General features: G+C 68.6%; 18 protein-coding genes and 1 pseudogene. 8 read left to right on the top strand and 11 right to left on the bottom strand.

What is annotated here, in order from left to right; genetic code table 11:
* Window positions 1-6 precede the first annotated feature (6 nt).
* The 3 genes and pseudogenes from aspS to ACX93N_RS00205 all read right to left on the bottom strand — a co-directional run bounded on the left by aspS (window position 7) and on the right by ACX93N_RS00205 (window position 2,890).
* Window positions 7-1,821, bottom strand: coding sequence for an aspartate--tRNA ligase (gene aspS / locus ACX93N_RS00215; RefSeq protein WP_459426364.1), 1,815 nt, complete (start codon window positions 1,819-1,821; stop codon window positions 7-9).
* 174 nt (window positions 1,822-1,995) lie between these two features.
* A pseudogene (locus ACX93N_RS00210) lies at window positions 1,996-2,244 on the bottom strand (FmdB family zinc ribbon protein); the annotation flags it as partial.
* Window positions 2,245-2,425: 181 nt separating this feature from the next.
* Entirely contained in the window at window positions 2,426-2,890 is a 465-nt protein-coding gene (locus tag ACX93N_RS00205) for an HU family DNA-binding protein (protein WP_459426363.1), read from the bottom strand.
* A 274-nt stretch (window positions 2,891-3,164) separates the two neighbouring features.
* On the opposite strand from ACX93N_RS00205, the gene ACX93N_RS00200 reads away from it, so the two are divergent.
* From ACX93N_RS00200 to ACX93N_RS00175, 6 genes are all read left to right on the top strand, one after another.
* On the top strand, window positions 3,165-4,877 hold the full coding sequence (locus ACX93N_RS00200) for a proline--tRNA ligase (RefSeq protein WP_459426362.1): 1,713 nt from the start codon (window positions 3,165-3,167) through the stop codon (window positions 4,875-4,877).
* Entirely contained in the window at window positions 4,858-5,466 is a 609-nt protein-coding gene (locus ACX93N_RS00195; protein WP_459426361.1) for a lytic transglycosylase domain-containing protein, read from the top strand. The genes ACX93N_RS00200 and ACX93N_RS00195 overlap by 20 nt, the downstream gene beginning before the upstream one ends.
* An 82-nt stretch (window positions 5,467-5,548) precedes the next feature.
* On the top strand, window positions 5,549-6,394 hold the full coding sequence (locus ACX93N_RS00190) for a helix-turn-helix domain-containing protein (protein WP_459426360.1): 846 nt from the start codon (window positions 5,549-5,551) through the stop codon (window positions 6,392-6,394).
* An 83-nt stretch (window positions 6,395-6,477) separates the two neighbouring features.
* Complete coding sequence (locus tag ACX93N_RS00185) at window positions 6,478-7,824, top strand: glutamine synthetase family protein (RefSeq protein ID WP_459426359.1); 1,347 nt, start codon at window positions 6,478-6,480, stop codon at window positions 7,822-7,824.
* Window positions 7,825-7,939: 115 nt separating this feature from the next.
* A complete protein-coding gene (locus ACX93N_RS00180) occupies window positions 7,940-9,121 on the top strand; it encodes an acyl-CoA desaturase (RefSeq protein ID WP_459426358.1) in 1,182 nt (393 codons plus the stop codon).
* 16 nt (window positions 9,122-9,137) lie between these two features.
* Window positions 9,138-9,620 carry a glutathione peroxidase gene (locus tag ACX93N_RS00175; RefSeq protein ID WP_459426357.1) on the top strand — a complete coding sequence of 161 codons (483 nt, stop codon included), beginning with the start codon at window positions 9,138-9,140 and terminating at the stop codon, window positions 9,618-9,620.
* A 27-nt stretch (window positions 9,621-9,647) separates the two neighbouring features.
* On the opposite strand, the gene ACX93N_RS00170 is transcribed toward ACX93N_RS00175, so the two are convergent.
* From ACX93N_RS00170 to ACX93N_RS00150, 5 genes are all read right to left on the bottom strand, one after another.
* Window positions 9,648-11,144, bottom strand: coding sequence for a glycine betaine ABC transporter substrate-binding protein (locus ACX93N_RS00170; protein WP_459426356.1), 1,497 nt, complete (start codon window positions 11,142-11,144; stop codon window positions 9,648-9,650).
* Window positions 11,141-11,902 (bottom strand): ATP-binding cassette domain-containing protein, encoded by a 762-nt coding sequence (locus ACX93N_RS00165; RefSeq protein WP_459426355.1) that lies wholly within the window; start codon window positions 11,900-11,902, stop codon window positions 11,141-11,143. The genes ACX93N_RS00170 and ACX93N_RS00165 overlap by 4 nt, the downstream gene beginning before the upstream one ends.
* 5 nt (window positions 11,903-11,907) lie before the next feature.
* Window positions 11,908-12,888 (bottom strand): L-histidine N(alpha)-methyltransferase, encoded by a 981-nt coding sequence (gene egtD, locus ACX93N_RS00160; protein WP_459426354.1) that lies wholly within the window; start codon window positions 12,886-12,888, stop codon window positions 11,908-11,910.
* Entirely contained in the window at window positions 12,881-14,125 is a 1,245-nt protein-coding gene (gene egtB / locus ACX93N_RS00155) for an ergothioneine biosynthesis protein EgtB (protein ID WP_459426565.1), read from the bottom strand. Before egtB ends, egtD begins: the two co-directional genes overlap by 8 nt.
* Before the next feature lie 134 nt (window positions 14,126-14,259).
* Window positions 14,260-15,843 (bottom strand): peptide chain release factor 3, encoded by a 1,584-nt coding sequence (locus ACX93N_RS00150; protein ID WP_459426353.1) that lies wholly within the window; start codon window positions 15,841-15,843, stop codon window positions 14,260-14,262.
* 113 nt (window positions 15,844-15,956) lie between these two features.
* Between ACX93N_RS00150 and ACX93N_RS00145 the strand changes: the two genes are divergently transcribed.
* Together ACX93N_RS00145 and ACX93N_RS00140 are read left to right on the top strand one after the other, a co-directional pair.
* Window positions 15,957-17,294, top strand: coding sequence for an ATP-binding protein (locus ACX93N_RS00145; RefSeq protein ID WP_459426352.1), 1,338 nt, complete (start codon window positions 15,957-15,959; stop codon window positions 17,292-17,294).
* On the top strand, window positions 17,291-17,821 hold the full coding sequence (locus tag ACX93N_RS00140; protein WP_459426351.1) for a response regulator transcription factor: 531 nt from the start codon (window positions 17,291-17,293) through the stop codon (window positions 17,819-17,821). The genes ACX93N_RS00145 and ACX93N_RS00140 overlap by 4 nt, the downstream gene beginning before the upstream one ends.
* Here ACX93N_RS00140 and lipB read toward each other — a convergent pair.
* Genes lipB through ACX93N_RS00125 form a run of 3 tightly spaced genes read right to left on the bottom strand, consistent with a single transcriptional unit; the run spans window position 17,811 to window position 19,877 of the window.
* The gene (lipB, locus tag ACX93N_RS00135) at window positions 17,811-18,440 is read right to left on the bottom strand and encodes a lipoyl(octanoyl) transferase LipB (RefSeq protein ID WP_459426350.1); all 630 of its coding nucleotides are present in this window, start codon (window positions 18,438-18,440) and stop codon (window positions 17,811-17,813) included. The genes ACX93N_RS00140 and lipB overlap by 11 nt on opposite strands.
* Window positions 18,437-18,706 carry a YbeD family protein gene (locus ACX93N_RS00130; protein WP_459426349.1) on the bottom strand — a complete coding sequence of 90 codons (270 nt, stop codon included), beginning with the start codon at window positions 18,704-18,706 and terminating at the stop codon, window positions 18,437-18,439. Before ACX93N_RS00130 ends, lipB begins: the two co-directional genes overlap by 4 nt.
* 10 nt (window positions 18,707-18,716) lie before the next feature.
* Window positions 18,717-19,877 (bottom strand): D-alanyl-D-alanine carboxypeptidase family protein, encoded by a 1,161-nt coding sequence (locus tag ACX93N_RS00125; RefSeq protein WP_459426348.1) that lies wholly within the window; start codon window positions 19,875-19,877, stop codon window positions 18,717-18,719.
* Between the last annotated feature and the right edge of the window lie 55 nt (window positions 19,878-19,932).

Genomic DNA, 19,932 nt, shown 5'->3' with positions numbered 1-19,932 from the left:
CGCCGGCTACTGCGCCGGCTCGTCGCCGCCGGCCGGAGGCTCGCCCCCGGCCCCTGCGGAAGGCTCCTGGCGCAGGCGGATACCCACCTCCCTGAGCTGCGCGGCGCTCACCGGCGACGGCGCATCGGTCATGACACAGTGCGCGGTCTGGGTCTTGGGGAAGGCAATCACGTCGCGGATCGAGCTGGCGCCCGTCATGAGCATCACCAGCCGGTCGAGACCGAAGGCGAGGCCACCGTGCGGCGGCGCGCCGTAGCGCAGCGCGTCGAGCAGGAAACCGAACTTGCTCTCGGCTTCCTCCGGCTCGATCCCGAGGATATCGAAGACCGCTTCCTGCATGGTGCGGTCGTGGATACGGATGCTGCCGCCACCGAGCTCCGTGCCATTGAGCACCATGTCATAGGCCCGGGACAGCGCCTCACCGGGAGAACGGCGCAGCGCCTCGACGTCGCAGGCCGGCGCCGTGAAGGGGTGGTGCAGGGGTGCCCAGCTGCCGTCCGTATCCTCCTCGAACATCGGAAAGTCGACCACCCAGAGCGGGGCCCAGCCCTCGCGCACGAAACCGCGGTCCGTACCGACCTTGATGCGCAGCGCGCCGAGGGACTCGTTGACGATGCTGGCGCGGTCGGCGCCGAAGAAGAGGATATCGCCGTCCTCGGCGCCGAGGCGTTCGAGCATCCGGTCGACGACCTCGGCCGGCATGAACTTGAGGATCGGCGACTGCAGGCCGTCGACGCCCGCGGCCAGGTCATTGACCTTGATCCAGGCGAGGCCGCGGGCTCCGTAGTTGCCCACGTAGCGGGTATAGTCGTCGATTTCCTTGCGCGACAGCGTGGCGCCGCCGGGCACGCGCAGGACGGCGACGCGGCCCCGGGGATCCTCGGCGGGGCCGCGGAACACCTTGAAATCCACCGTCGCCATGAGGTCATCCAGGCTGCACAGCTCCAGGGGAATGCGCAGGTCCGGCTTGTCCGAACCGAAGCGCTCCATGGCGTCCGCCCAGGTCATGTGCGGGAACTCGCCGAGGTCGACCTCGAGCACCTCGCGGAACAGCTCGCGGATCATGCGCTCGGTAATAGCCATGACCGCCGCCTCGTCGAGGAAAGCGGTCTCGATATCGATCTGGGTGAACTCGGGCTGCCGGTCCGCGCGCAGGTCCTCGTCGCGGAAGCACTTGGCCACCTGGTAATAGCGGTCGAAGCCGGAGACCATGAGCAGTTGCTTGAAGAGCTGTGGCGACTGCGGCAGCGCGAAGAAAGCGCCGGGGTGGGTCCGGCTCGGCACGAGGTAGTCACGGGCCCCTTCCGGCGTGGCGCGGGTCAGCACCGGTGTCTCGATGTCGAGGAACCCCTCCCCGTCGAGGAAGCGGCGCACCGCCGCGGTGATGCGCGAACGCAGCATCAGCCGGCTCTGCATCTCGGGGCGGCGCAGGTCCATGTAGCGGTAGCGCAGGCGCACTTCCTCGCCTACCGCGGTGTGCTCGTCGAGCTGGAAGGGCGGGGTCGCCGCGGTGTTGAGGACTTCCAGTTCCTTGCCCAGCACCTCGATGGTGCCGGTCGCCATGGCCGGGTTGACCGTCGCCCCGGACCGGGCGCGCACCCGGCCGGTCACCCGCAGCACATACTCGCTGCGAACGCGGTCCGCCCGCTCGAAGTGCTCTTCCGTGTCGGGGTCGAAGACCACCTGGACGATACCTTCCCGGTCGCGCAGGTCCAGGAAGATGACACCGCCATGGTCCCGGCGGCGGTCCACCCAGCCGCAGAGGGTCACGGTCTCGTCGATATTGGCGTTGCCGAGCACGCCGCAGTAATGGCTGCGCATGGTTGCTGTTTCCCGGTTGCTGGGGCCCGCGCCGGCGGGCCGTCAGGCGGCGCTGGAGCCGTTCCCGCCCTTGCTCTTCTCGGACGCGGCCTTGCCGCCGCTGCCCCCTTCCTTCTTCCCGTCCGGCTTTCCTTCCTTAGTTCCTTCCTTATTTCCTTCCTTCTTGCCGTCTGCCTTGCCGTCAGCCTTGCTGTCGCCCGAGGGCTTGCCGTCAGTCTCCCCGGCAAGGTTCTTCTTGCTGCCGGTCTTGAAGTCGGTCTCGTACCAGCCGCCGCCCTTGAGACGGAAAGCCGCCGCGGACACCTTTTTCCGCAACGCCTCTGCTCCGCAGGCGGGACATCGCGTCAGCGGCGCATCGCTGAGCTTCTGGAGGGCCTCGGTAAGCTCACCGCAGGCCTGGCACTGGTACTCGTAGATTGGCATGGCTGCTCGCCCGGAACCTGGCCGGAATAAGGGAAGCGCGGGATTCTACCCCATGGCGTCAGACGCGGCCAAGGGCGCGGGCGGCGGTTGTCAGGGGGGTCGCCGGCCCTGTCTGCCCCGAGAAGCAGACCTTGCGGAGGGAAGCCACCGGCGCCCGGCGGCGCCGGTGGTCAGGCGCCGATCAGGAGTCGGCGAACTCCTTCATCTTCTTCAGCGGGCGCACCTTGACGGCAACGCTTGCCGGCTTGGCCTTGAAGACCGTCTCTTCGCCGGTGAAGGGGTTGATACCCTTGCGTGCCTTGCGGGCCGGCTTCTTGACGGTGGTGATCTTCATCAGACCCGGGAGCGTGAACTCACCGACGGACCGCTTCTTGATGGAGCGCTCGATGAGCGTTTCCAGCTCGCCCATGACATCAGAGACCTGCTTCTTGCTGAGGCCGGTGTTGTCGGCAATGGTGCCGACGATCTGCGTCTTGGTGAGCTTGTCCTTGAGGGCGGTGGCCTTCCTGGCCGGAGCGGCCTTGGCGGCCGGTGCCTTCTTCGCAGGAGCCTTCCTGGCCGGTGCTTTCTTTGCCGGTGCCTTCTTCGCGGCTACCTTCTTCTTGGCCGGCGCTTTCTTCTTCGCTGCAGCTTTGCGTGTTGCCATGTTTCAACCCTTCCTCGTTGCTTTCTAATGGCCTCGTCCAAGCCGCGCACAAAGCCCTGTGATCAATGCATTCACCACGGCATTTCCAGCGCCCGCACCCGACTTCGTGCCTGTTTAAAACAAAAAATACTGTAATACAAGGGTTTTACGGCGGTGAGAAACGAAAAAACGCGTATTTAGCCCGTTTTTTTCAGGCCCGGGCGCCTTCCGCCTGTACCGGTGGGTGTTTCACACGTAAACTTCGCGGCATTTGCAACATCCCCGGAACGCCGCCATGCGCACTCGCCACTACCTGCTGGCCACCCAGAAAGAAACGCCGGCCGACGCCGAAATCGTCAGCCACCGGCTCATGCTTCGCGCCGGCCTCATTCGCAAACTCAGCGCCGGTCTCTATACCTGGCTGCCCACAGGCCTGCGCGTGCTGCGCAGGGTCGAACGCGTGGTCCGCGAGGAAATGGACAGGAGCGGCGCGCAGGAAGTCACCATGCCTGTGGTGCAGCCGGCAGAGCTCTGGCAGGAGTCCGGGCGCTGGGTGCAGTACGGGCCGGAACTCCTGCGCATCAAGGACCGGCACGATCGCGATTTCTGCCTCGGCCCGACGCACGAGGAGGTGGTCACCGAGCTCGTGCGCAACGAGGTAAGCAGCTACCGCCAGCTGCCCATCAACCTCTACCAGGTGCAAACCAAGGTCCGCGATGAGATCCGCCCTCGCTTCGGCGTGATGCGCTCCCGCGAGTTCATCATGAAGGATGCCTACTCCTTCCACACCAGCCAGGACTCCCTGGAGGAAACCTACCGGGTCATGCACGCCACCTACAGCGCCATCTTCGAGCGCCTGGGCCTCGCCTTTCGCCCGGTGGTCGCAGACAGCGGCAGCATCGGCGGGAGTACATCGGAGGAATTCCACGTGCTCGCCGAGTCCGGCGAAGACGCCATCGCGTTCAGTGACGGCAGCGACTATGCGGCCAACATCGAGATGGCGGAGGCGCTGGCCCCGGCGGAGGACCGGCCCGCCGCCACCGCAGCGCTGGAGGAGGTCGCCACCCCCGGCGTGGACAGCATTGACAGCCTGTGCAGCCGGCTCGGTCTCGACGCCACGCAGACCGTGAAGACTCTCGTCGTCGGTGGCGAGGAAATGGGCACCCTGGTCGCCCTGGTGCTGCGCGGTGACCACAGCCTCAATGCCGTCAAGGCCGAGAAGCTCGAGGGGGTTGCCTCCCCCCTGCGCCTGGCGGGCGAGGACGAGGTGCGCGCCGCCGTGGGAGCCGGCTTCGGCTCCCTCGGCCCCGTGGGACTGCCCCTGCCGGTGATCTTGGACCGCTCTGCCGCGGTGCTGTCGGACTTCGCCTGCGGCGCCAACCGGGACGGCTACCATCTCACGGGCGTGAACTGGGAGCGGGACCTGCCCCTGCCCCGCGTCGAGGACCTGCGCGAGGTCGTCGAGGGCGACCCGAGCCCCGACGGCCAGGGCCGGCTGCAGATCAAGCGCGGCATCGAGGTCGGTCACATCTTCCAGCTCGGCACGAAGTACAGCGAGGCCATGGACGCCACGGTGCTCGACGAGAACGGCCGCGGCGTGACGTTGCACATGGGCTGCTACGGCATCGGCGTGAGCCGTATCGTCGCCGCTGCCATCGAGCAGAACCACGATGAGCGCGGCATCATCTGGCCCGCGGCCATGGCGCCCTTCGAGGTCGTTATCGTGCCCCTGAACATGCACAAGTCCGAAGCCGTGGCGGACGCAGCGGAAGCGCTCTATGCGGCCTGCCGGGAAGCCGGCATCGATGTCCTCCTCGACGACCGCGACGAGCGTCCTGGCGTGAAATTCGCCGACATGGAGCTCATCGGCATTCCTCACCGCATCGTGATCGGCGACAAGTCCCTGGCCGACGGCCAGGTCGAGTACAAGGGCCGCCGGGACGACGAGGCACAGCGCATCGACCGTGACCAGGCCCTCGACTTCCTGCGTGCGAAGCTGGCGGGCTGACGCGCGGCGGTGCCCGGGGCTCGCCGCGCTGCTGCTCGCCCTGGCGGTGGGCGCGGTTGCCGCGCCGCTTCCGGAGGGCGAGGAGCGGGATGCCCTGCGCGCCTTCCTCGAGCGCACCATCAGCGAAAGCGACAGCTTCGAGGACCGCTACGCCGCGGAGGTCTGGCTCGTGGACATGTCCACCCGCCTCACCCCCTTCATCAAAGACCCCGCCCGGCGCCTCGCGCTTCTCCGCCAGGTGCACGCGGCAGCCACCCGCAGCGGCCTGGCACCGGAACTGGTCCTCGCCGTCATTGAAGTGGAGAGCGCCTTTGACCGCTTCGCCGTCTCCCGGGCCGGCGCCCAGGGCCTCATGCAGGTAATGCCCTTCTGGAAGGGGGAAATCGGCCGGCCGGGGGACAACCTCACGCAAAACCGCACCAACCTCGCCTACGGCTGCCGCATTCTCCAGTTCTACCTGGAGCGCGAGAAGGGCGACCTGCGCCGCGCCCTCGCCGCCTACAACGGCTCCAGCGGGAGCCGGCGCTACCCGGACCGCGTGGAAGCCGCCTGGCGCGGGCACTGGCGCACCGCGCCCCTTCCCTGGTGAATGCGCGCCGCCGGGCACCGGTTGACAGGCTGGCGGGGGCTGCCCAAACTGCCGCGAACCACCTGGGGGTACGGGTCGACGCATGATCGATCTTTCCGAGCTGGGCCAGTGGCAGCTGGATCTCGCCCGCGCCGTTGACGGCCTCGGCAGCGATGAGTTCTTCCCGGCCCTGGTAGAGGCCGTGCGCAACCAGGTCCGTATCGCCTATCCCCAGTTCTGGCTCTATCACCGGGAACTCCCGCCGCGGGTGCTCTATCACGAGATACCGGCCCATGCGGTGCATGCACAGATCGACCAGTACCTCGAGGGTCCCTACCGGGAGGACCCCTTCTTCCGCGCCTCCCTGGACCGGCCGAAGTCGTCCCTGTACCGGCTGTCGCGGCTCACCGCGGGCAAGCTCGAGGAATCCGCCTACTACCGCGACTACTATGCAGAAACCGGCACGGTGGACGAGGCGGTCTACCTGGCGCGCCTGCCCGGCGGCGATGTGATCAACCTGAGCATGATGCGCCTGCCGCAGCAGGGCGCCTTCAGCGATGAGGAGAACCAGCGCATGTACCTCCTCGCCGAACCGGTGGCAGCACTCCTGCGCGCCCACACCAGGGTCGGCGATTTCGCGGTGAAGAACCTCATCCAGCCCGGCATCGACCACCAGGTTGAACTTGCCTTCAATACCTTCGGCGCCTCGGTGCTGTCCCCGCGGGAAAAGGACGTGCTCGAGCTCATGCTTCGCGGCTACAGCACCGAGGTCTCCGCGCAGCGCCTTGGCATCGCCAGGGAGACGCTGCGGCGGCACCGCAAGAACATTTACCGGAAGCTGGACGTGAGTTCGCAGACCGATCTGTTTGCGCTGTTCATCAACAGCATGTCCTGCCTGGCGGAGGCCGCCGGCGACGACCCGCTGCGGGTTTACATGGGGACGGTGTAAGGGGAGGCCCTACCCAAAGCGGGGCATTGAGGTGGCAAGGCTGCTGCCCGACATTGCACCTTGATTGAAGCTGGCTCTAGACCATGGCGATTGAAGTCGACTGGTTCCTTCGCGCGCACCCGGAGATCACGATGGTGGAGGCACTCCTGCCCGACGCCAACGGCATCCTCCGGGGCAAATGGGTGCCGCGCGGAAAGCTGGAAAAGATCTACCAGGGTGACCTCAAGTTCCCGAAGACCGCGCTCAGCCTCGACATCTGGGGCCGGGATGTGGAGGAGCTCGTCTTCGCCTCCGGTGACGAGGATGGGGTCTGCCGGCCCATCGAGGGCTCCCTCCTGCCGACCCCCTGGTCCCCCGCCGCCGGGCACGGGCAGGTCATGCTCTCCCTCTTCGAGCCGGACGGCAGCCCCTACCTCGGCGACCCGCGGCAGGTACTCAAGCAGGTGGTGGCACGCTACCGGGAGCGCGGCTGGCGCCCGGTGGTAGCCGCGGAGCTCGAGTTCAGCCTGGTTGAGTGGGATGGCCGCGGCCCCACGCATGCCGGTGCCAACCCGGCGAGCCATGAGCCGGTCACCGGGAACCTTTACGGGCTGGATGTGCTGCACCGCCACCAGGCCATGCTCGAGGAAATGCAGCGCGCCTGCGAGATCCAGGACCTGCCCTTCGACGGCGTGGTGAAGGAGTCCGCCCCCTCCCAGTATGAATTCAACATGCAGCACGTGGACAACCCGGTCCTCGCCGCCCGCCAGATCCTGATGATGAAGCGGCTCATCAAGGGAATCGCCGAGCGCCACGGGCTGGTGGCGAGCTTCATGCCCAAGCCCTTCCAGGATGAGGCGGGCAATGGCCTGCACGTCCATTGTAGTGTTCTCGACCGCGAGGGGCGCAACGTCTTCAACGACGGCGGTGAAAGTGGCACGCCGGAGCTCCTGCACGCCATCGCCGGCTGCCTGCGCTACATGCCCGATTCATTTCTCCTCTTTGCGCCGAGCTTCAACGGCTACCGGCGCTTCCAGAAGGGCAGCCATGCCCCGACCTATCCCGCCTGGGGCTACGAGAACCGGACCGTGGCCCTGCGCGTGCCCGCCGGCGCCCCCGCGGCCCGCCGCTTCGAGCACCGGGTTGCCGGCGCCGACGCCAATCCCTACCTCGTGCTCGCCGTGATCCTCGCCGCTGCTCTCGAGGGCATCGAACGGCGCCTGGAGCCGCCACCCCCGGTCACCGGGGACGGGTACAGCCGCAAGGGCGAGGCGGAGCTGCCCATCTTCATGCAGGATGCCCTCAAGGTATTCGGTGTCTCGCACTTCATCCGCCGCGCCCTGGGCGAGACCATGCAGTCCACCTTCGCGATCACCAAGGAACAGGAAATCACGGAGTTCCTCCGCCATATCACGACCATGGAATACCAGACCTACCTGCAACGGCTCTGACCCCACGCCCGGCGCCCCGGAGAGCGCCGCGCCGGCGGGCGACGCGAACAGCGCAAACAGACAGCCGGGACGCAAACCGCTATCATTGGCGGGTCACGTTTCAGGTTGGTATCCCATGTCCCGCGCAACATCCCGACCCCCCCTTATCCCGATCAACGCCGCCATCTTCCTGGGCTTTCCCCTGGCGGCCCTGATCCTGGTCCCCTGGTGGGGCGTCAGCCACGGCTTCACGGCCGCCCAGTGGGCCTGGGCGGTGGTCTTCCTCTACCTGAACGGGCTCGCCATCACCGGCGGCTATCACCGGCTCTGGTCCCACAGGGCCTACCGGGCGCACTGGACACTGCGCCTGTGGTTCGCCCTCTGGGGCGCCGGCGCCCTGCAGAACAGCATCATGGTCTGGGCCTCGGACCACCGCCGGCATCACCGCCACGTGGACGACAACGAGCGCGACCCCTATTCGGCCGGTCGCGGTCTCTGGTTCAGCCACATGGGCTGGATGCTGCGCGAGTACACCACCAATGCGGAGGACTTCAGCAACATCCCGGACCTCGAGCGGGACCCGATCGTCACCTGGCAGCACCGGCACTACGTGGCACTGACCACGGCCATGAACCTCGGCCTGCCGCTCCTCCTGGGCTGGTTCCTCGGGAACGTCATCGGCACGGTGCTGCTCGTGGGCCTCGCGCGACTGGTGGTGAACCACCACGTCACCTTCTTCATCAATTCCCTGGCGCACTTCTGGGGCACGCGCCCCTACACGGAGAGCAACAGCGCCCGGGACAACGGTTTCCTCGCGTTCCTCACCTACGGCGAGGGCTACCACAACTTCCACCACATCTTTCAGAACGACTACCGCAACGGCATCCGCTGGTACCAGTGGGACCCGACCAAGTGGATGATCGCGCTCTGCGCCCGCGTGGGCCTCGCCTCGGACCTCACCCGCGTACCGGCCTTCCGCATCCGCCGGGCCGTTCTCGATACCCAGTTCGAGCGCGCCCGTCGCTCCCTGGCGCGGCACTGCGCCGGCGAACCGCTGCTCGAGAAGCTGGAGCGGGAGTACCAGCTGTTCACGGATGCCGTGAACCAGTGGAAGGCGCTCCAGGCCGAACGCTACGAACGCCGCGTGCACGCCATCGAGGACGCCATCGGCGAGCACCGGGCGGCCCTGCAGCAGAAGTGGGAGCAGGCCGCCCTGCGCACCCGGCTGCGCGAGCTAGAGTTTTCCCTGAAGATGCAGCAGAAGCGCCTGGGGCTGCTCATGGCGCAGCTGCCGGCCATGGCTACCCCGCACCAGTAGTACCCCGGAGGCTCCCATGAGCGAGACCGTCTACGATTTCACCTGCACCGACGCCACCGGCAAGGCCGTGGATCTCGGCGGCTACCGGGGCAAGGTGCTCCTCATCGTCAATACGGCCTCGAAATGCGGCTTCACCCCGCAATTCGCCGGGCTGGAAGCACTCTACGAAGCGCTTGCCGGCCGGGAGTTCGCGATCCTGGGTTTTCCCTGCAACCAGTTCGGTGGCCAGGACCCGGGGAGCAACGATGAAATCATGGAGTTCTGCCAGCTCAACTACGGCGTCAGCTTCCCCATGTTCGGCAAGATTGCCGTCAACGGTACTGACACGGACCCGCTCTTCGCTCACCTCAAGGCCGAGGCCCCCGGCGCTCTCGGCAGCAAGCGCATCAAGTGGAACTTCACCAAGTTCCTGGTCGACCGCGACGGCAGGGTGGTCAAGCGCTATGCGCCCACCACGAAGCCCGAGGAACTGCGCCGGGACATCGAGGCGCTTCTGTAGCACCCCTTCCCCCGCCACGACGCACCCTCAGCCTCCCCCGGCCCCTCCCGCACGCCGCGCGCGCAGGTGCGCCGGCACCAGGAAGCGCTCCAGCAACTCGAAGAGCAGCTCCACGGCGAGCGCGAGCAGTGCAGCCGGGATGGCCCCGGCGAGAATCAGCCGCTGGTCGTTGAGCGTCAGCCCCGTGATGATCGGCTCGCCAAGCCCGCCGGCGCCGACAAAGGCGGCGAGAGTCGCGGTACCCACGCTCACCACCGCGGCCGTCTTCACCCCCGCCAGCACCGCCGGTGCCGCCAGCGGCAGCTGCACCCGCAGCAGTCGCTGCCGCCGGGTCAGGCCGATGCCGTCGGCGACCTCCAGCAGCACAGGGTCGATGGACAGCAACCCGCTGAGCGTATTGCGCGCCACGGGCAACAGGGAATAGAGAAACAGGGCGCCGATCGCCGTCGACATACCCAGCCCGAGCAGGGGGATCAGCAGCGCCAGCAGAGCCAGCGCCGGGATGGTCTGTACGAGGCCCGTGGCGTAGAGGAAAACCCGGGCGGCGAGCGGACGCCCCGCCAGCAGCAGCGCGCCCGGGATGGCCACCAGGCAACCGGCGGCGAGGGCGATGCCCGTCAGGCGCAGGTGCTCCAGGGTCCGCGCGGATACCCTGCGCAGCAGCGTCGGCGGCGCGACCGCGGCGCCGTCCGCCGCGAGTCCCTCGGCCGCCAGGAACGCCGCGGCCACGGCGGCCGGGCTCTCGCCCCCGGCACTCACCCGGTAGTTGAGGCGGCGCATCGTCACCGCATCGATCCGCCCCGAGAGGCGGGCCAGCGCGCGGCGCGCGACGGGCGGCAGGTCCCCGCGCACCAGCAGCGCCGCCTCGTAGCGGGGAAAGAAGCCGCGATCGTCCTCGAGCAGGACGAGGTCGTGGACCGACAGCTCGCCGTCCGTGGTGTAGGCATCGGTGCCGTCCAGCTCGCCGGCGGCCACGGCCCGGTAGGCCAGCGCATGCTCCAGGCCCCGGGGCTGTTGCGGCAGCCCGTAATGACGCGCGAGGGCCTCCCAGCCGTCGCCGCGGCGCAGGAACTCGTGGCTGAAGCCGAGGCGCAGCGCCGGCCTCCCCGCGAGCTGCGAGATGCGCTCGAGGCCGCCGGCCTCGGCGAGACGGCCGGCGATGGCGATCGCATAGCTGTTGGCGAAGCCGAGGCCCGGAAGCAGTTCGAAACCCTCGGCCACGAGCCGCTCGCGCAGCGCGGCGCCGCTGAGCGACGGCGCCTTGAGCACGGCCCGGGCGAGCGTACCGGTGTAGGCCGGGTAGAGATCGATGTCGCCGGCGCCGAGGGCCTGCCAGGCGATGAGCGAGCCGCCGAGCCCGTGTGCGCGCTCGACGGCAAAGCCCTCGCGCTCGAGGAGCTGGGCAGCGATCTCCGCCAGTAAGTGGCTCTCGGCGAAACGCTTCGAGCCCACGGTGAGCGCGGGAGCCGCGGTGCTCCACGCGGTGCTCCAAAGGAGCAGCAGCAGCGCGAGGGCACGGATCACCGCGGGTCCTCGCTCATGAGTTCCAGCAGCAGGGTCTCCGCGTCGCTGTCTCCCTGCCGCGACTGAAGCGCAGCCCGGCTGTACACCCGGGGACCACCGGCGCCACCGAGGATCACCACCTCTTCCGCCAGGCGCAGCGCCTCGGCCATGTCGTGGGTCACCAGCACGGTGGTCACGGGTTCGTGGGCCTGCAGGGCGAGGAGCCGCTGGTGGATATCCCGGCGGGTGAGCGGGTCGACGGCGGCGAAAGGCTCGTCGAGAAGGAGCAGGCCCGGGTGCAGGAACAGCGCCCGGCACAGGCCGACGCGCTGCTTCTGGCCGCCGCTCAGCTCGTGGGGCAGGCGCTCGAGCGCATCGACGGGCAGATCGACCAGCACGCGCAGCGTGTCCAGCCGCTCAGCCAGTGCCGCGGCGCTCCAGCCTTCGAGACGGGCCACCAGCGTGATGTTCTCCCGGGCTGTGAGGTGTGGAAAGAGCGCCGCCTGCTGCACCGCGTAGCCTATGCGCCGCCGCAGCGCTACCGGGTCCGGCGCCGGCAGCGTCTCGCCGAGGACATGCACCCGGCCCGCGTCCGGGGCGAGGAGGCCGTTGCAGAGGCGCAGCAGCGTGGACTTGCCACAGCCGGAACGGCCCACCACGGCGGTGGTGCGCCCCGCCGCGAAGGCGAGATCGATACCGTCGAGGACCGCCTGCGGGCCCCAGCCCTTGCGCACGTTCTCGAGAACGATCGCCGGATCGACGGAGAGTCCGGGGGCCACGCGCTTCAGGCGCGCTCCAGGTAGTGCACGCTGAAGAGGCGGCCGGGATCAAGCCAGTGCTCACGCACCGTCAGCCCCGCTCCGGCCGCAAGTTCGGCAAACCCCTCCACCGTGTACTTGTAGGAGTTTTCCGTGTGCAGGGTCTCGCCGGCGGCGAAGTGGATCGTCTCCCCGTTGCAGTGGACCTCCTGCGCACGCTGGCTGACGAGGTGCATCTCGATACGCTGGCGGCGGGCATCGTAGAAGGCCCGGTGGCTGAAGCCATCCCGGTCGAAGTCGGCATCGAGGAGCCGATTGAGACTGTTCAGCACGTTGAGATTGAAGGCGGCGGTGACGCCCGCGCTGTCGTTGTAGGCGCGCTCGAGCACGGCCGTGTCCTTGTGCAGGTCGACACCTACCAGGGCACCGCCGTCCTCGCCCAGCCAGCCGGCGAGGCGGCCCAGGAAAGCGCGGGCGGCGGGCGGCTCGAGATTGCCGATGGTCGAGCCGGGATAGAACACCAGGCGCCGCCCCGGCGGCAGGTAATCGTCGAGTTCCGGCGCCGCGTTGAAATCGGCGCAGATGGCACGGACGGGCAGCCAGGGGAAAGCGTCCCCAAGCGCCCCGGCCGCTTCGCGCAGGAACGCCGCGGAAATGTCGACGGGCACGTAGGCCGCCGGTCGCAGCGCATCGAGCAGCAGCCGGACTTTTTCACAGTTGCCGCTGCCCGGCTCGATGAGCACCGCCCGGGCGCCGCAGCTGCCGGCGATGGAGCGGGCCTCCCGGCGCAGGATCGCCGTTTCCGTGCGCGTGGGGTAATACTCGGGCAGGCGGGTGATGGCCTCGAAAAGCTGCGAGCCGCGCGCGTCATAGAAGTGCTTGGGGTCCACCCGTTTCTGAGCTTCCCGCAGGCCCGCCAGCGCCTCCGCGCGACTGTCCCCCACCGCGGGGTGGAGATCGTGAAACGCGACGTTCCCCGGCGCGGGGCTGCCCCCGCCCTCAGCCATCGTCTGCCGCCAGGCGGATACCACTGAACTGCCAGCGGTCCGCGGGATAGAAGAAGTTCCGGTAGCTGTGCCGCAGCTGTCCGCCCGGCGTGACGCAGGCGCCGCCGCGGAGCACCCACTGGTTGCACATGAACTTGCCGTTGTACTCGCCGATGGCACCCTCCCCGGGCGCAAAGCCCGGGTAGGGGCCGTAGGCGCTCGCGGTCCACTGCCAGCAGGCGCCGTAGAACTGGGCCGGGCCCGGCGCGGCGGGGCGCGGGTGCAGGTGGCCCGCCTCGATACCCACGGGCTCGGGCTCGAGGGCGACGGCAGCCGTTTCCCACTCGGCCTCGGTGGGCAGCCGCGCACCTGCCCAGCGGGCGTAGGCATCCGCCTCGTAACCGCTCACGTGCACCACCGGCGCCGCCGGGTCCCGGCGGCGCAGTCCATAGAGCGTGAATTCCCCGTCGCCGCGCCAGTAGAGCGGCACCGTCCAGCCCTCGCGCTGGACGAGATCCCAGCCGTCTGCCAGCCAGAGCTCCGGGCGCCGGTAGCCGCCGTCAGCGACGAAAGCCTCGAACTCGCCGTTGGTCACCAGCCGGCTGGCAAGGCGGAAAGGTTCGAGCCAGCTGCGGTGCCGGGGCAGCTCGTTGTCGAAGGCGAAGCCGTCGCCCGCATGGCCGGTCTCCACGAGCCCGCCCGCGAAGGGCAGCCAGCCGAGCGGCGGTGCCTCGGCCGTCGCCAGGGCCGGGGCCTCGGCCAGCGCCGGCGCCAGCGGATTCGCGGCCAGCGAGTACTTGATGTCCGTGTGGAAGAGTTCCTGGTGCTGGCGCTCGTGCTCGATGCCGAGGCGGCAGCGGGCCGCAACGGCCGGGTCTGCGGCAGGGTCCTCGAGAAGAGGCCGCAGCGCAGCGTCGACATGCGCGCGGTAGGCGAGCACCTCGTCGAGGGTCGGGCGCGACAGGAGCCCGCGCTGCGCCCGCGGGTACTGCTCGCCCACACCGTTGTAGTAGGAGTTGAACAGCACCTCGAAGGCCGGGTGGAAGACCTCGTAGCCGGGGCTGAAGGGACGGAGGATGAAGGTCTCGAAAAACCAGGTCGTATGCGCCAGGTGCCACTTGGGCGGGCTCGCGAAAGCGGCGGCCTGCAGGCCGTAGTCCTCGGCCTCCAGGCCCGCGCAGGCCGCCATGGACGCGGCACGGGTCGCGGCGAAGGCATCGCCGACCCACCCGTCGCTGTCGCGGCGGGGCGCCGGGATGGCAGAGTCGTTCGCTGAAGTGATAACGGCGCCTGCTGTTTCCCGCTGCGGTGAGCTTACCCGGCGCCGCCTCTGGCGGACACTAGCCGGGACCGTTCCCGAACAGCATAGCAACTTTCCCGGCGAGCGGCAGGTCAGTGCTCCCGCGTCGCACGAAAATCGATATCCGGCCAGCGCTCTTCCATGAGCGACAGGTTGACCCGCGTCGGCGCCAGGTACGTGAGGTAGCCGCCACCGTCTTCCGAGAGATGCTCGGCCGCCTTCTTGCGGAATTCCTCGAGCTTGCGCGGGTCGTCGCAGTAGACCCACCGCGCGGTGTAGACGTTCACCGGCTCGTAAAGCGCTTCGACCTTGTACTCGTCCTTGAGCCGCCAGGCGACCACGTCGAACTGGAGTTGCCCGACGGCACCGACGATGAGGTCCGTCGAGGTCAGCGGCGCGAAGACCTGCGTGGAACCTTCCTCGGAGAGCTGCTGAAGGCCCTTCTGCAGCTGCTTCGACTTCATCGGGTCGCGCAGGCGGATGCGCCGGAACAGTTCCGGCGCAAAGTGCGGGATGCCGGTGAACTGCAGCGCCTCACCCCCGGTGAACGTGTCGCCGATCTGGATCGTGCCGTGGTTGTGCAGGCCGATGATGTCGCCGGCCACCGCCTCCTCCACCAGCGCGCGTTCGCCGGCCTTGAAAGTCACCGCATCGGCGATGCGGATGTCCTTGCCGATGCGCACGTGACGCATCTTCATGCCCTTTTCGTAGCGGCCGGCACAGACGCGCAGGAAGGCGATACGGTCCCGGTGCCGCGGGTCCATGTTGGCCTGGATCTTGAACACGAACCCGCTGAAGGCGGGCTCCGCGGCGGCGACCGTGCGCGTGGTGGTCTCCCGGTCGAGGGGCGGCGGCGCCCAGGCCACGAAATCGTCGAGCATCTCGCGTACGCCGAAATTCGCGAGGGCGGTGCCGAAGAACACCGGCGTCAGCCGGCCGGCAAGAAACTCTGCCTTGTCGAACTCGTGACTGGCACCGCGGACGAGCTCGATCTCCTCGCAGAAATCCTCGTAGTCATCGCCGAGCAGGGCGCGGGCCTCGTCGCTGGCCAGCCCCTCGATACGCGTATCGGGGTGCAGCTCCCGGCCGTGACCCGGCTCGTAGACGTGCACCGTATCCGTGTACAGGTTGTAGACGCCGCGGAACTGGCTGCCCATGCCGATGGGCCAGTTTATCGGCGCCGCCGCGATACCGAGCACGGCCTCGATCTCGTCGAGCAGCTCGATGGCGTCGCGGATATCACGGTCCAGCTTGTTGACGAAACTGATGATCGGCGTATCGCGCAGCCGGCACACGTTCATGAGCTTGATGGTGCGGTCCTCGACACCCTTCGCGCCGTCGATGACCATGAGCGCCGAGTCCACGGCGGTGAGGGTGCGGTAGGTGTCCTCGGAGAAATCCTCGTGCCCCGGCGTATCCAGGAGGTTCACCACGCGATCGCGGTAGGGGAACTGCATCACCGACGAAGTCACGGAGATGCCCCGCTCCTGCTCCATGCTCATCCAGTCCGAGGTGGCATGCGGTCCCTTCTTCCCCTTCACCATGCCCGCGGTCTGGATCACGCTGCCGAGCAGCAGGAGCTTCTCGGTGATCGTCGTCTTGCCCGCGTCGGGGTGGGAAATGATGGCGAAGGTACGGCGCCGGGCGACGGCATCGTTCGCGGCCTGATCGGTCATGGGGGTCCTGGTTGCCTGCTCTCGGGGGGCGCGAGTGTAGCAGAGGGGCGGCGCCCGTGCCCTCGCCGTGCCCTCGCCGTGCCCTCCCGCTGACTGCTGGCTATAATCGCGCGATGCTGAGCGCCCACCCGGACCCCGACGCCTACCGCGCCTCCCTCGCCAACCTGCGCAGCCTGCTGGCGATCCGCGCTATCGCCCTCCTCGGCCAGGCCGCGGTCCTCGCCTACGTGCTCGCCGCGAGCCGCACGACGGCGAGCCCCGTCGGCCTCGCCGCGAGCCTGTGCGTGCTCGCCGTCTTCACCCTGGCCAGCTACTGGCGCAGCTACCGGCCGTGGCCGGTGACCGATGGCGAGTTCTTCGCCCAGCTCCTCGGTGACGTGATCGTCTGGAGCGCACTCATGTACTTCAGCGGCGGCGCCAACAACCCGTTCATTTCCTACTATATCGTTCCCGTCGTGGTCTCCGCGGCGGTGCTGCCCTGGCGCTACACCTGGCTGGTGACCGGCGCCTCCCTCGCGGCCTACAGCACCCTGCTCTACGTCTACGTGCCCTTTCCGCTGTTCTCGCCGCACGCCGCCATGGGGCACGGCGGGGCAGGCAGCGTGCACATCCTGGGCATGTGGTTCAACTTCCTGTTCAGCGCGGGGTTGATCACCTATTTCGTCGTGCGCATGGGCGCCATCCTGAGGGCCCAGGCCAGCCGCGCTGCGGAACAGCGGGAGGACCGGCTGCGCAACGACCAGATCATGGCCGTGGCGAGCCTCGCTGCGGGCACCGCCCACGAGCTCGCGACGCCCCTCGCCACCATGACCGTCACCGTCGACGAGCTGCTCGCGGACCCGGCGCTGTCCGCCGATGTGAGAGCCGATTGCGAGATCCTCCGCGACCAGCTGGCGACCTGCCGGAGCACGCTGCGCGAGCTGTCGAGCACCGCGGAGCTGACCTCCGCGACCCGCCCCCGGCGCCAGCCGCTCGATGCCTTTGCGCGGGAGACGCTGGAGCGCTGGGCCGTGCGCCGGCCCGCGGTGCGCCACGGCTTCGAGTCCCGGGCCGGCCCCGCACCCGCGGTGCTCACCGAGCCCACGCTGGCGCAGGCGCTGGAGAACCTGCTGAACAACGCCGCCGACAGCGGCGGCGACCGGATAGAAGTAAGCACCCGCTGGGACGCGCGTGAGGGCCAGGTCACGGTCCGCGACAACGGCCCGGGAATGCCCCGGGAACTGCTCGCGGACCCCGGCAAGCCAGTGCTGCTGGGCAGCCGCAAGGGGCTCGGCATCGGCCTGATGCTGAGCCACGCGGCGGTGGAGCGGCACGGCGGGCGTATCGAGCTGCGGAATCTCGACGGCGGAAGCGAGGCTCGCCTGGTCCTGCCGCTCGCTCCGCCCGGGGAGATGGGGGACAGCGAGACCGCGACGCCGGCGGATCTGGCAGATGATGAGGAGCAGCCATGAGCCAGGAACGGCTGATGATGGTCGACGACGACCCGGCGTTCACCCGGATCATGGCGCGCAGCCTGGAGCGCCGCGGCTTCCACGTGCTGGTCTGCAACGATGCGGATACGGCGCTGGAACGCTGCGCCGGCTTCGCACCGAGCCATGTGCTCCTCGACCTCAACATGCCGGGCACCTCGGGCCTGGTCGCCCTGCCGGCTCTCCTGGCCTGCGCACCCGGCGCGCGCGTGGTCGTGCTCACCGGCTACTCGAGCATCGCCACCGCCGTGGAGGCGACCAAGGCGGGCGCCACCAACTACCTCTGCAAGCCCGCGAGCATTGAAGAAATCCTCGCCGCCTTCGGCGCGGCGGAGGCCGAGCCGGTGGCGGTCCCCAGCCAGCCCACCTCCCTGGACCGGCTGGAATGGGAGCACCTGCAGCGGGTGCTCCGGGATCACGACGGCAACATCTCGGCCACCGCGCGGGCCCTGGGCATGCACCGGCGCACCCTGCAGCGCAAGCTGGCGAAGCGGCCGGTCAGGCACTGACTGTCGCGAGTTCCTCGCCCAGGGTTCTGAGCAGTGCCTCACCAACCGCCGTTTCGTCCAGGGGCTGGCCCGGCAGTTGTGCCGCCATGGAAGTGACGGCCAGGCCCTCGTAGCCGCAGGGGTTGATCCGCCCGAAGGGCTCGAGGTCGAGGTTCACGTTGAGGGCGAGGCCGTGGTAGCTGCAGCCCCGGCGCACCCGCAGCCCCAGGGAGGCGATCTTGGCCTCGTCCACATAGACCCCGGGCCGGGCCGGATCGGCGGCGGCCTCGATACCGTAGCTGGCGAGCACCGTGACGATGGCGCGTTCGATCAGGCTGACCAGTTCGCGCACGCCGAGGCCGCGGCGTTTCAGGTCGATGAGAAGGTAGACCACCCACTGCCCCGGCCCGTGGTAGGTCACCTGGCCGCCGCGATCGACCTGGACCACGGGAATATCACCGGGCGCGAGCACGTGCTCGGCGCGGCCCGCCTGGCCCTGGGTAAAGACCCGGGGGTGCTGGAGAAGCCAGAGTTCGTCGGGGGCGTTCTCGCCCCGCTCGTCGGTGAGCCGGCGCATGGCCGCGAGGGTCTCTTCGTAGTCCGCCTCGCCCAGGCGGCGGTAACGGAGCCCCGGGCTCACAGCACCATCTGCACGTGGCCCGTCGCCATGAGGTCCCGGTGCAGGGCCTTCAGCTGCTCCGGGCCGGTGGCGGTAATGGTGACGGTCATGGCCAGGAAGGTGCCGTTGCGGCTGTCGCGAATGCTGATGCCGGCCTGGTCGAAGCCCGGCGCATGGCGCTCGAACACCGCGACCACGGCGTCCTGCATGCCCTCCCGGTTGCGGCCGAGCACCTTGATCGGGTACTCGCAGGGAAACTCGATCTTAGGCGGATCCTGCGTTGCCACACAGACCGCCTCAGGCGCCGAAGAGGCGCGCAAGCCACATGAGGATGATGTCCCAGAGCCGCGCGAGGAAACCGCCGGGCTCTACGGCCTCGAGCGCGACGACCGGCCCCTGGTAGAGCAGCTCGCCGTCCAGGAGCAGGGTCAGCGTGCCGACACTGTCGCCTACGGCCAGCGGCGCCTCGATGTCATCGACCAGGGCCACGCGCTGCTCGACCTGCTGGCGCTTGCCCCGGGGCAGCGTGAGCACGATCTCCTCGAGGACGCCGACAGGCGCGTAGTCTTCCTGTCCTTTCCAGATCCGCGGCTTCTCCAGCTCTTCACCCGCGTCCAGGAGATGCGCCGTTTCGTAGAAACGGAAGCCGTAGTTGAGCAGGCTGCGGGTCTCGTTCTTGCGCGCCGTGGGGCTGCTGGTGCCGAGGACGACGGAAATGAGCCGCATGTCACCACGCTTCGCCGACGCCACGAGGCCGTAGCCCGCCTCGCTGGTGTAGCCCGTCTTCAGGCCGTCGACGGACGGATCCTCGCGCAGCAGCTTGTTGCGGTTGTACTGCTTGATGTCGTTATAGGTGTAGTCGAGTTCCTTGTAGCGCGCGTAGTGCTCGGGGAACTTGCTGATGATCGCGGCGGACAGCCTCGCCAGGTCCCGCGCCGTCGTGTAGTGGTTGGGGTCCGGCAGCCCGTGGGAGTTCATGAAGTGGCTGTTGCTGAGGCCCAGGCGCTCGGCATGCTGGTTCATGAGCTCGGCGAAAGCCTCTTCGCTGCCGGCAATGTGCTCGGCCACGGCCACGGTCGCGTCATTGCCGGAGGCGATGACGATACCGCGTTCGAGTTCCCCGATCGTCACCTCCTTGCCGGGCTCGATCCACATCAGGGAGGAGCCGTGGAACACGGGGTTCTGCGACCAGGAATTCTCGCTCACCACCACCTGCTCGTCCCGCGACAGCCTCCCCTCGGCGATTTCATTGGCAAGCACGTAGCTGGTCATCAGCTTGGTCAGGCTGGCCGGCGGCAGCGTCTTATCGGGGCTGTCCTTCGCGATGACGAAACCGGTCGCGGCGTCGACCAGGATGAAGGCCTCGGCGGCCACCTGCGGCGGCGCGGGCACGATGCTCTGGGCCTGACCCTGCACGGCCAGCAGCAGGCCGAGAATGGCGAAGGCGAGTCGACGCATGGCAGGCAGTCCCCCGATGGCTAGGAGCGCGCGATGTTACCGCATGGCCCGGGCC

The sequence above is a fragment of the Pseudohaliea sp. genome (genome assembly GCF_054552115.1).
This window is presented reverse-complemented; position numbering and strand designations above follow the sequence as displayed.

What these genes read in the sequence shown, in the direction of transcription:
- aspS (WP_459426364.1), bottom strand. Translation starts at nt 1,821, where the DNA reads ATGCGCAGCCATTACTGCGGCGTGCTCGGCAACGCCAATATCGACGAG.
- ACX93N_RS00205 (WP_459426363.1), bottom strand. Translation starts at nt 2,890, where the DNA reads ATGGCAACACGCAAAGCTGCAGCGAAGAAGAAAGCGCCGGCCAAGAAG.
- ACX93N_RS00200 (WP_459426362.1), top strand. Translation starts at nt 3,165, where the DNA reads ATGCGCACTCGCCACTACCTGCTGGCCACCCAGAAAGAAACGCCGGCC.
- ACX93N_RS00190 (WP_459426360.1), top strand. Translation starts at nt 5,549, where the DNA reads ATGATCGATCTTTCCGAGCTGGGCCAGTGGCAGCTGGATCTCGCCCGC.
- ACX93N_RS00185 (WP_459426359.1), top strand. Translation starts at nt 6,478, where the DNA reads ATGGCGATTGAAGTCGACTGGTTCCTTCGCGCGCACCCGGAGATCACG.
- ACX93N_RS00180 (WP_459426358.1), top strand. Translation starts at nt 7,940, where the DNA reads ATGTCCCGCGCAACATCCCGACCCCCCCTTATCCCGATCAACGCCGCC.
- ACX93N_RS00175 (WP_459426357.1), top strand. Translation starts at nt 9,138, where the DNA reads ATGAGCGAGACCGTCTACGATTTCACCTGCACCGACGCCACCGGCAAG.
- egtD (WP_459426354.1), bottom strand. Translation starts at nt 12,888, where the DNA reads ATGGCTGAGGGCGGGGGCAGCCCCGCGCCGGGGAACGTCGCGTTTCAC.
- ACX93N_RS00150 (WP_459426353.1), bottom strand. Translation starts at nt 15,843, where the DNA reads ATGACCGATCAGGCCGCGAACGATGCCGTCGCCCGGCGCCGTACCTTC.
- ACX93N_RS00145 (WP_459426352.1), top strand. Translation starts at nt 15,957, where the DNA reads ATGCTGAGCGCCCACCCGGACCCCGACGCCTACCGCGCCTCCCTCGCC.
- ACX93N_RS00140 (WP_459426351.1), top strand. Translation starts at nt 17,291, where the DNA reads ATGAGCCAGGAACGGCTGATGATGGTCGACGACGACCCGGCGTTCACC.
- ACX93N_RS00125 (WP_459426348.1), bottom strand. Translation starts at nt 19,877, where the DNA reads ATGCGTCGACTCGCCTTCGCCATTCTCGGCCTGCTGCTGGCCGTGCAG.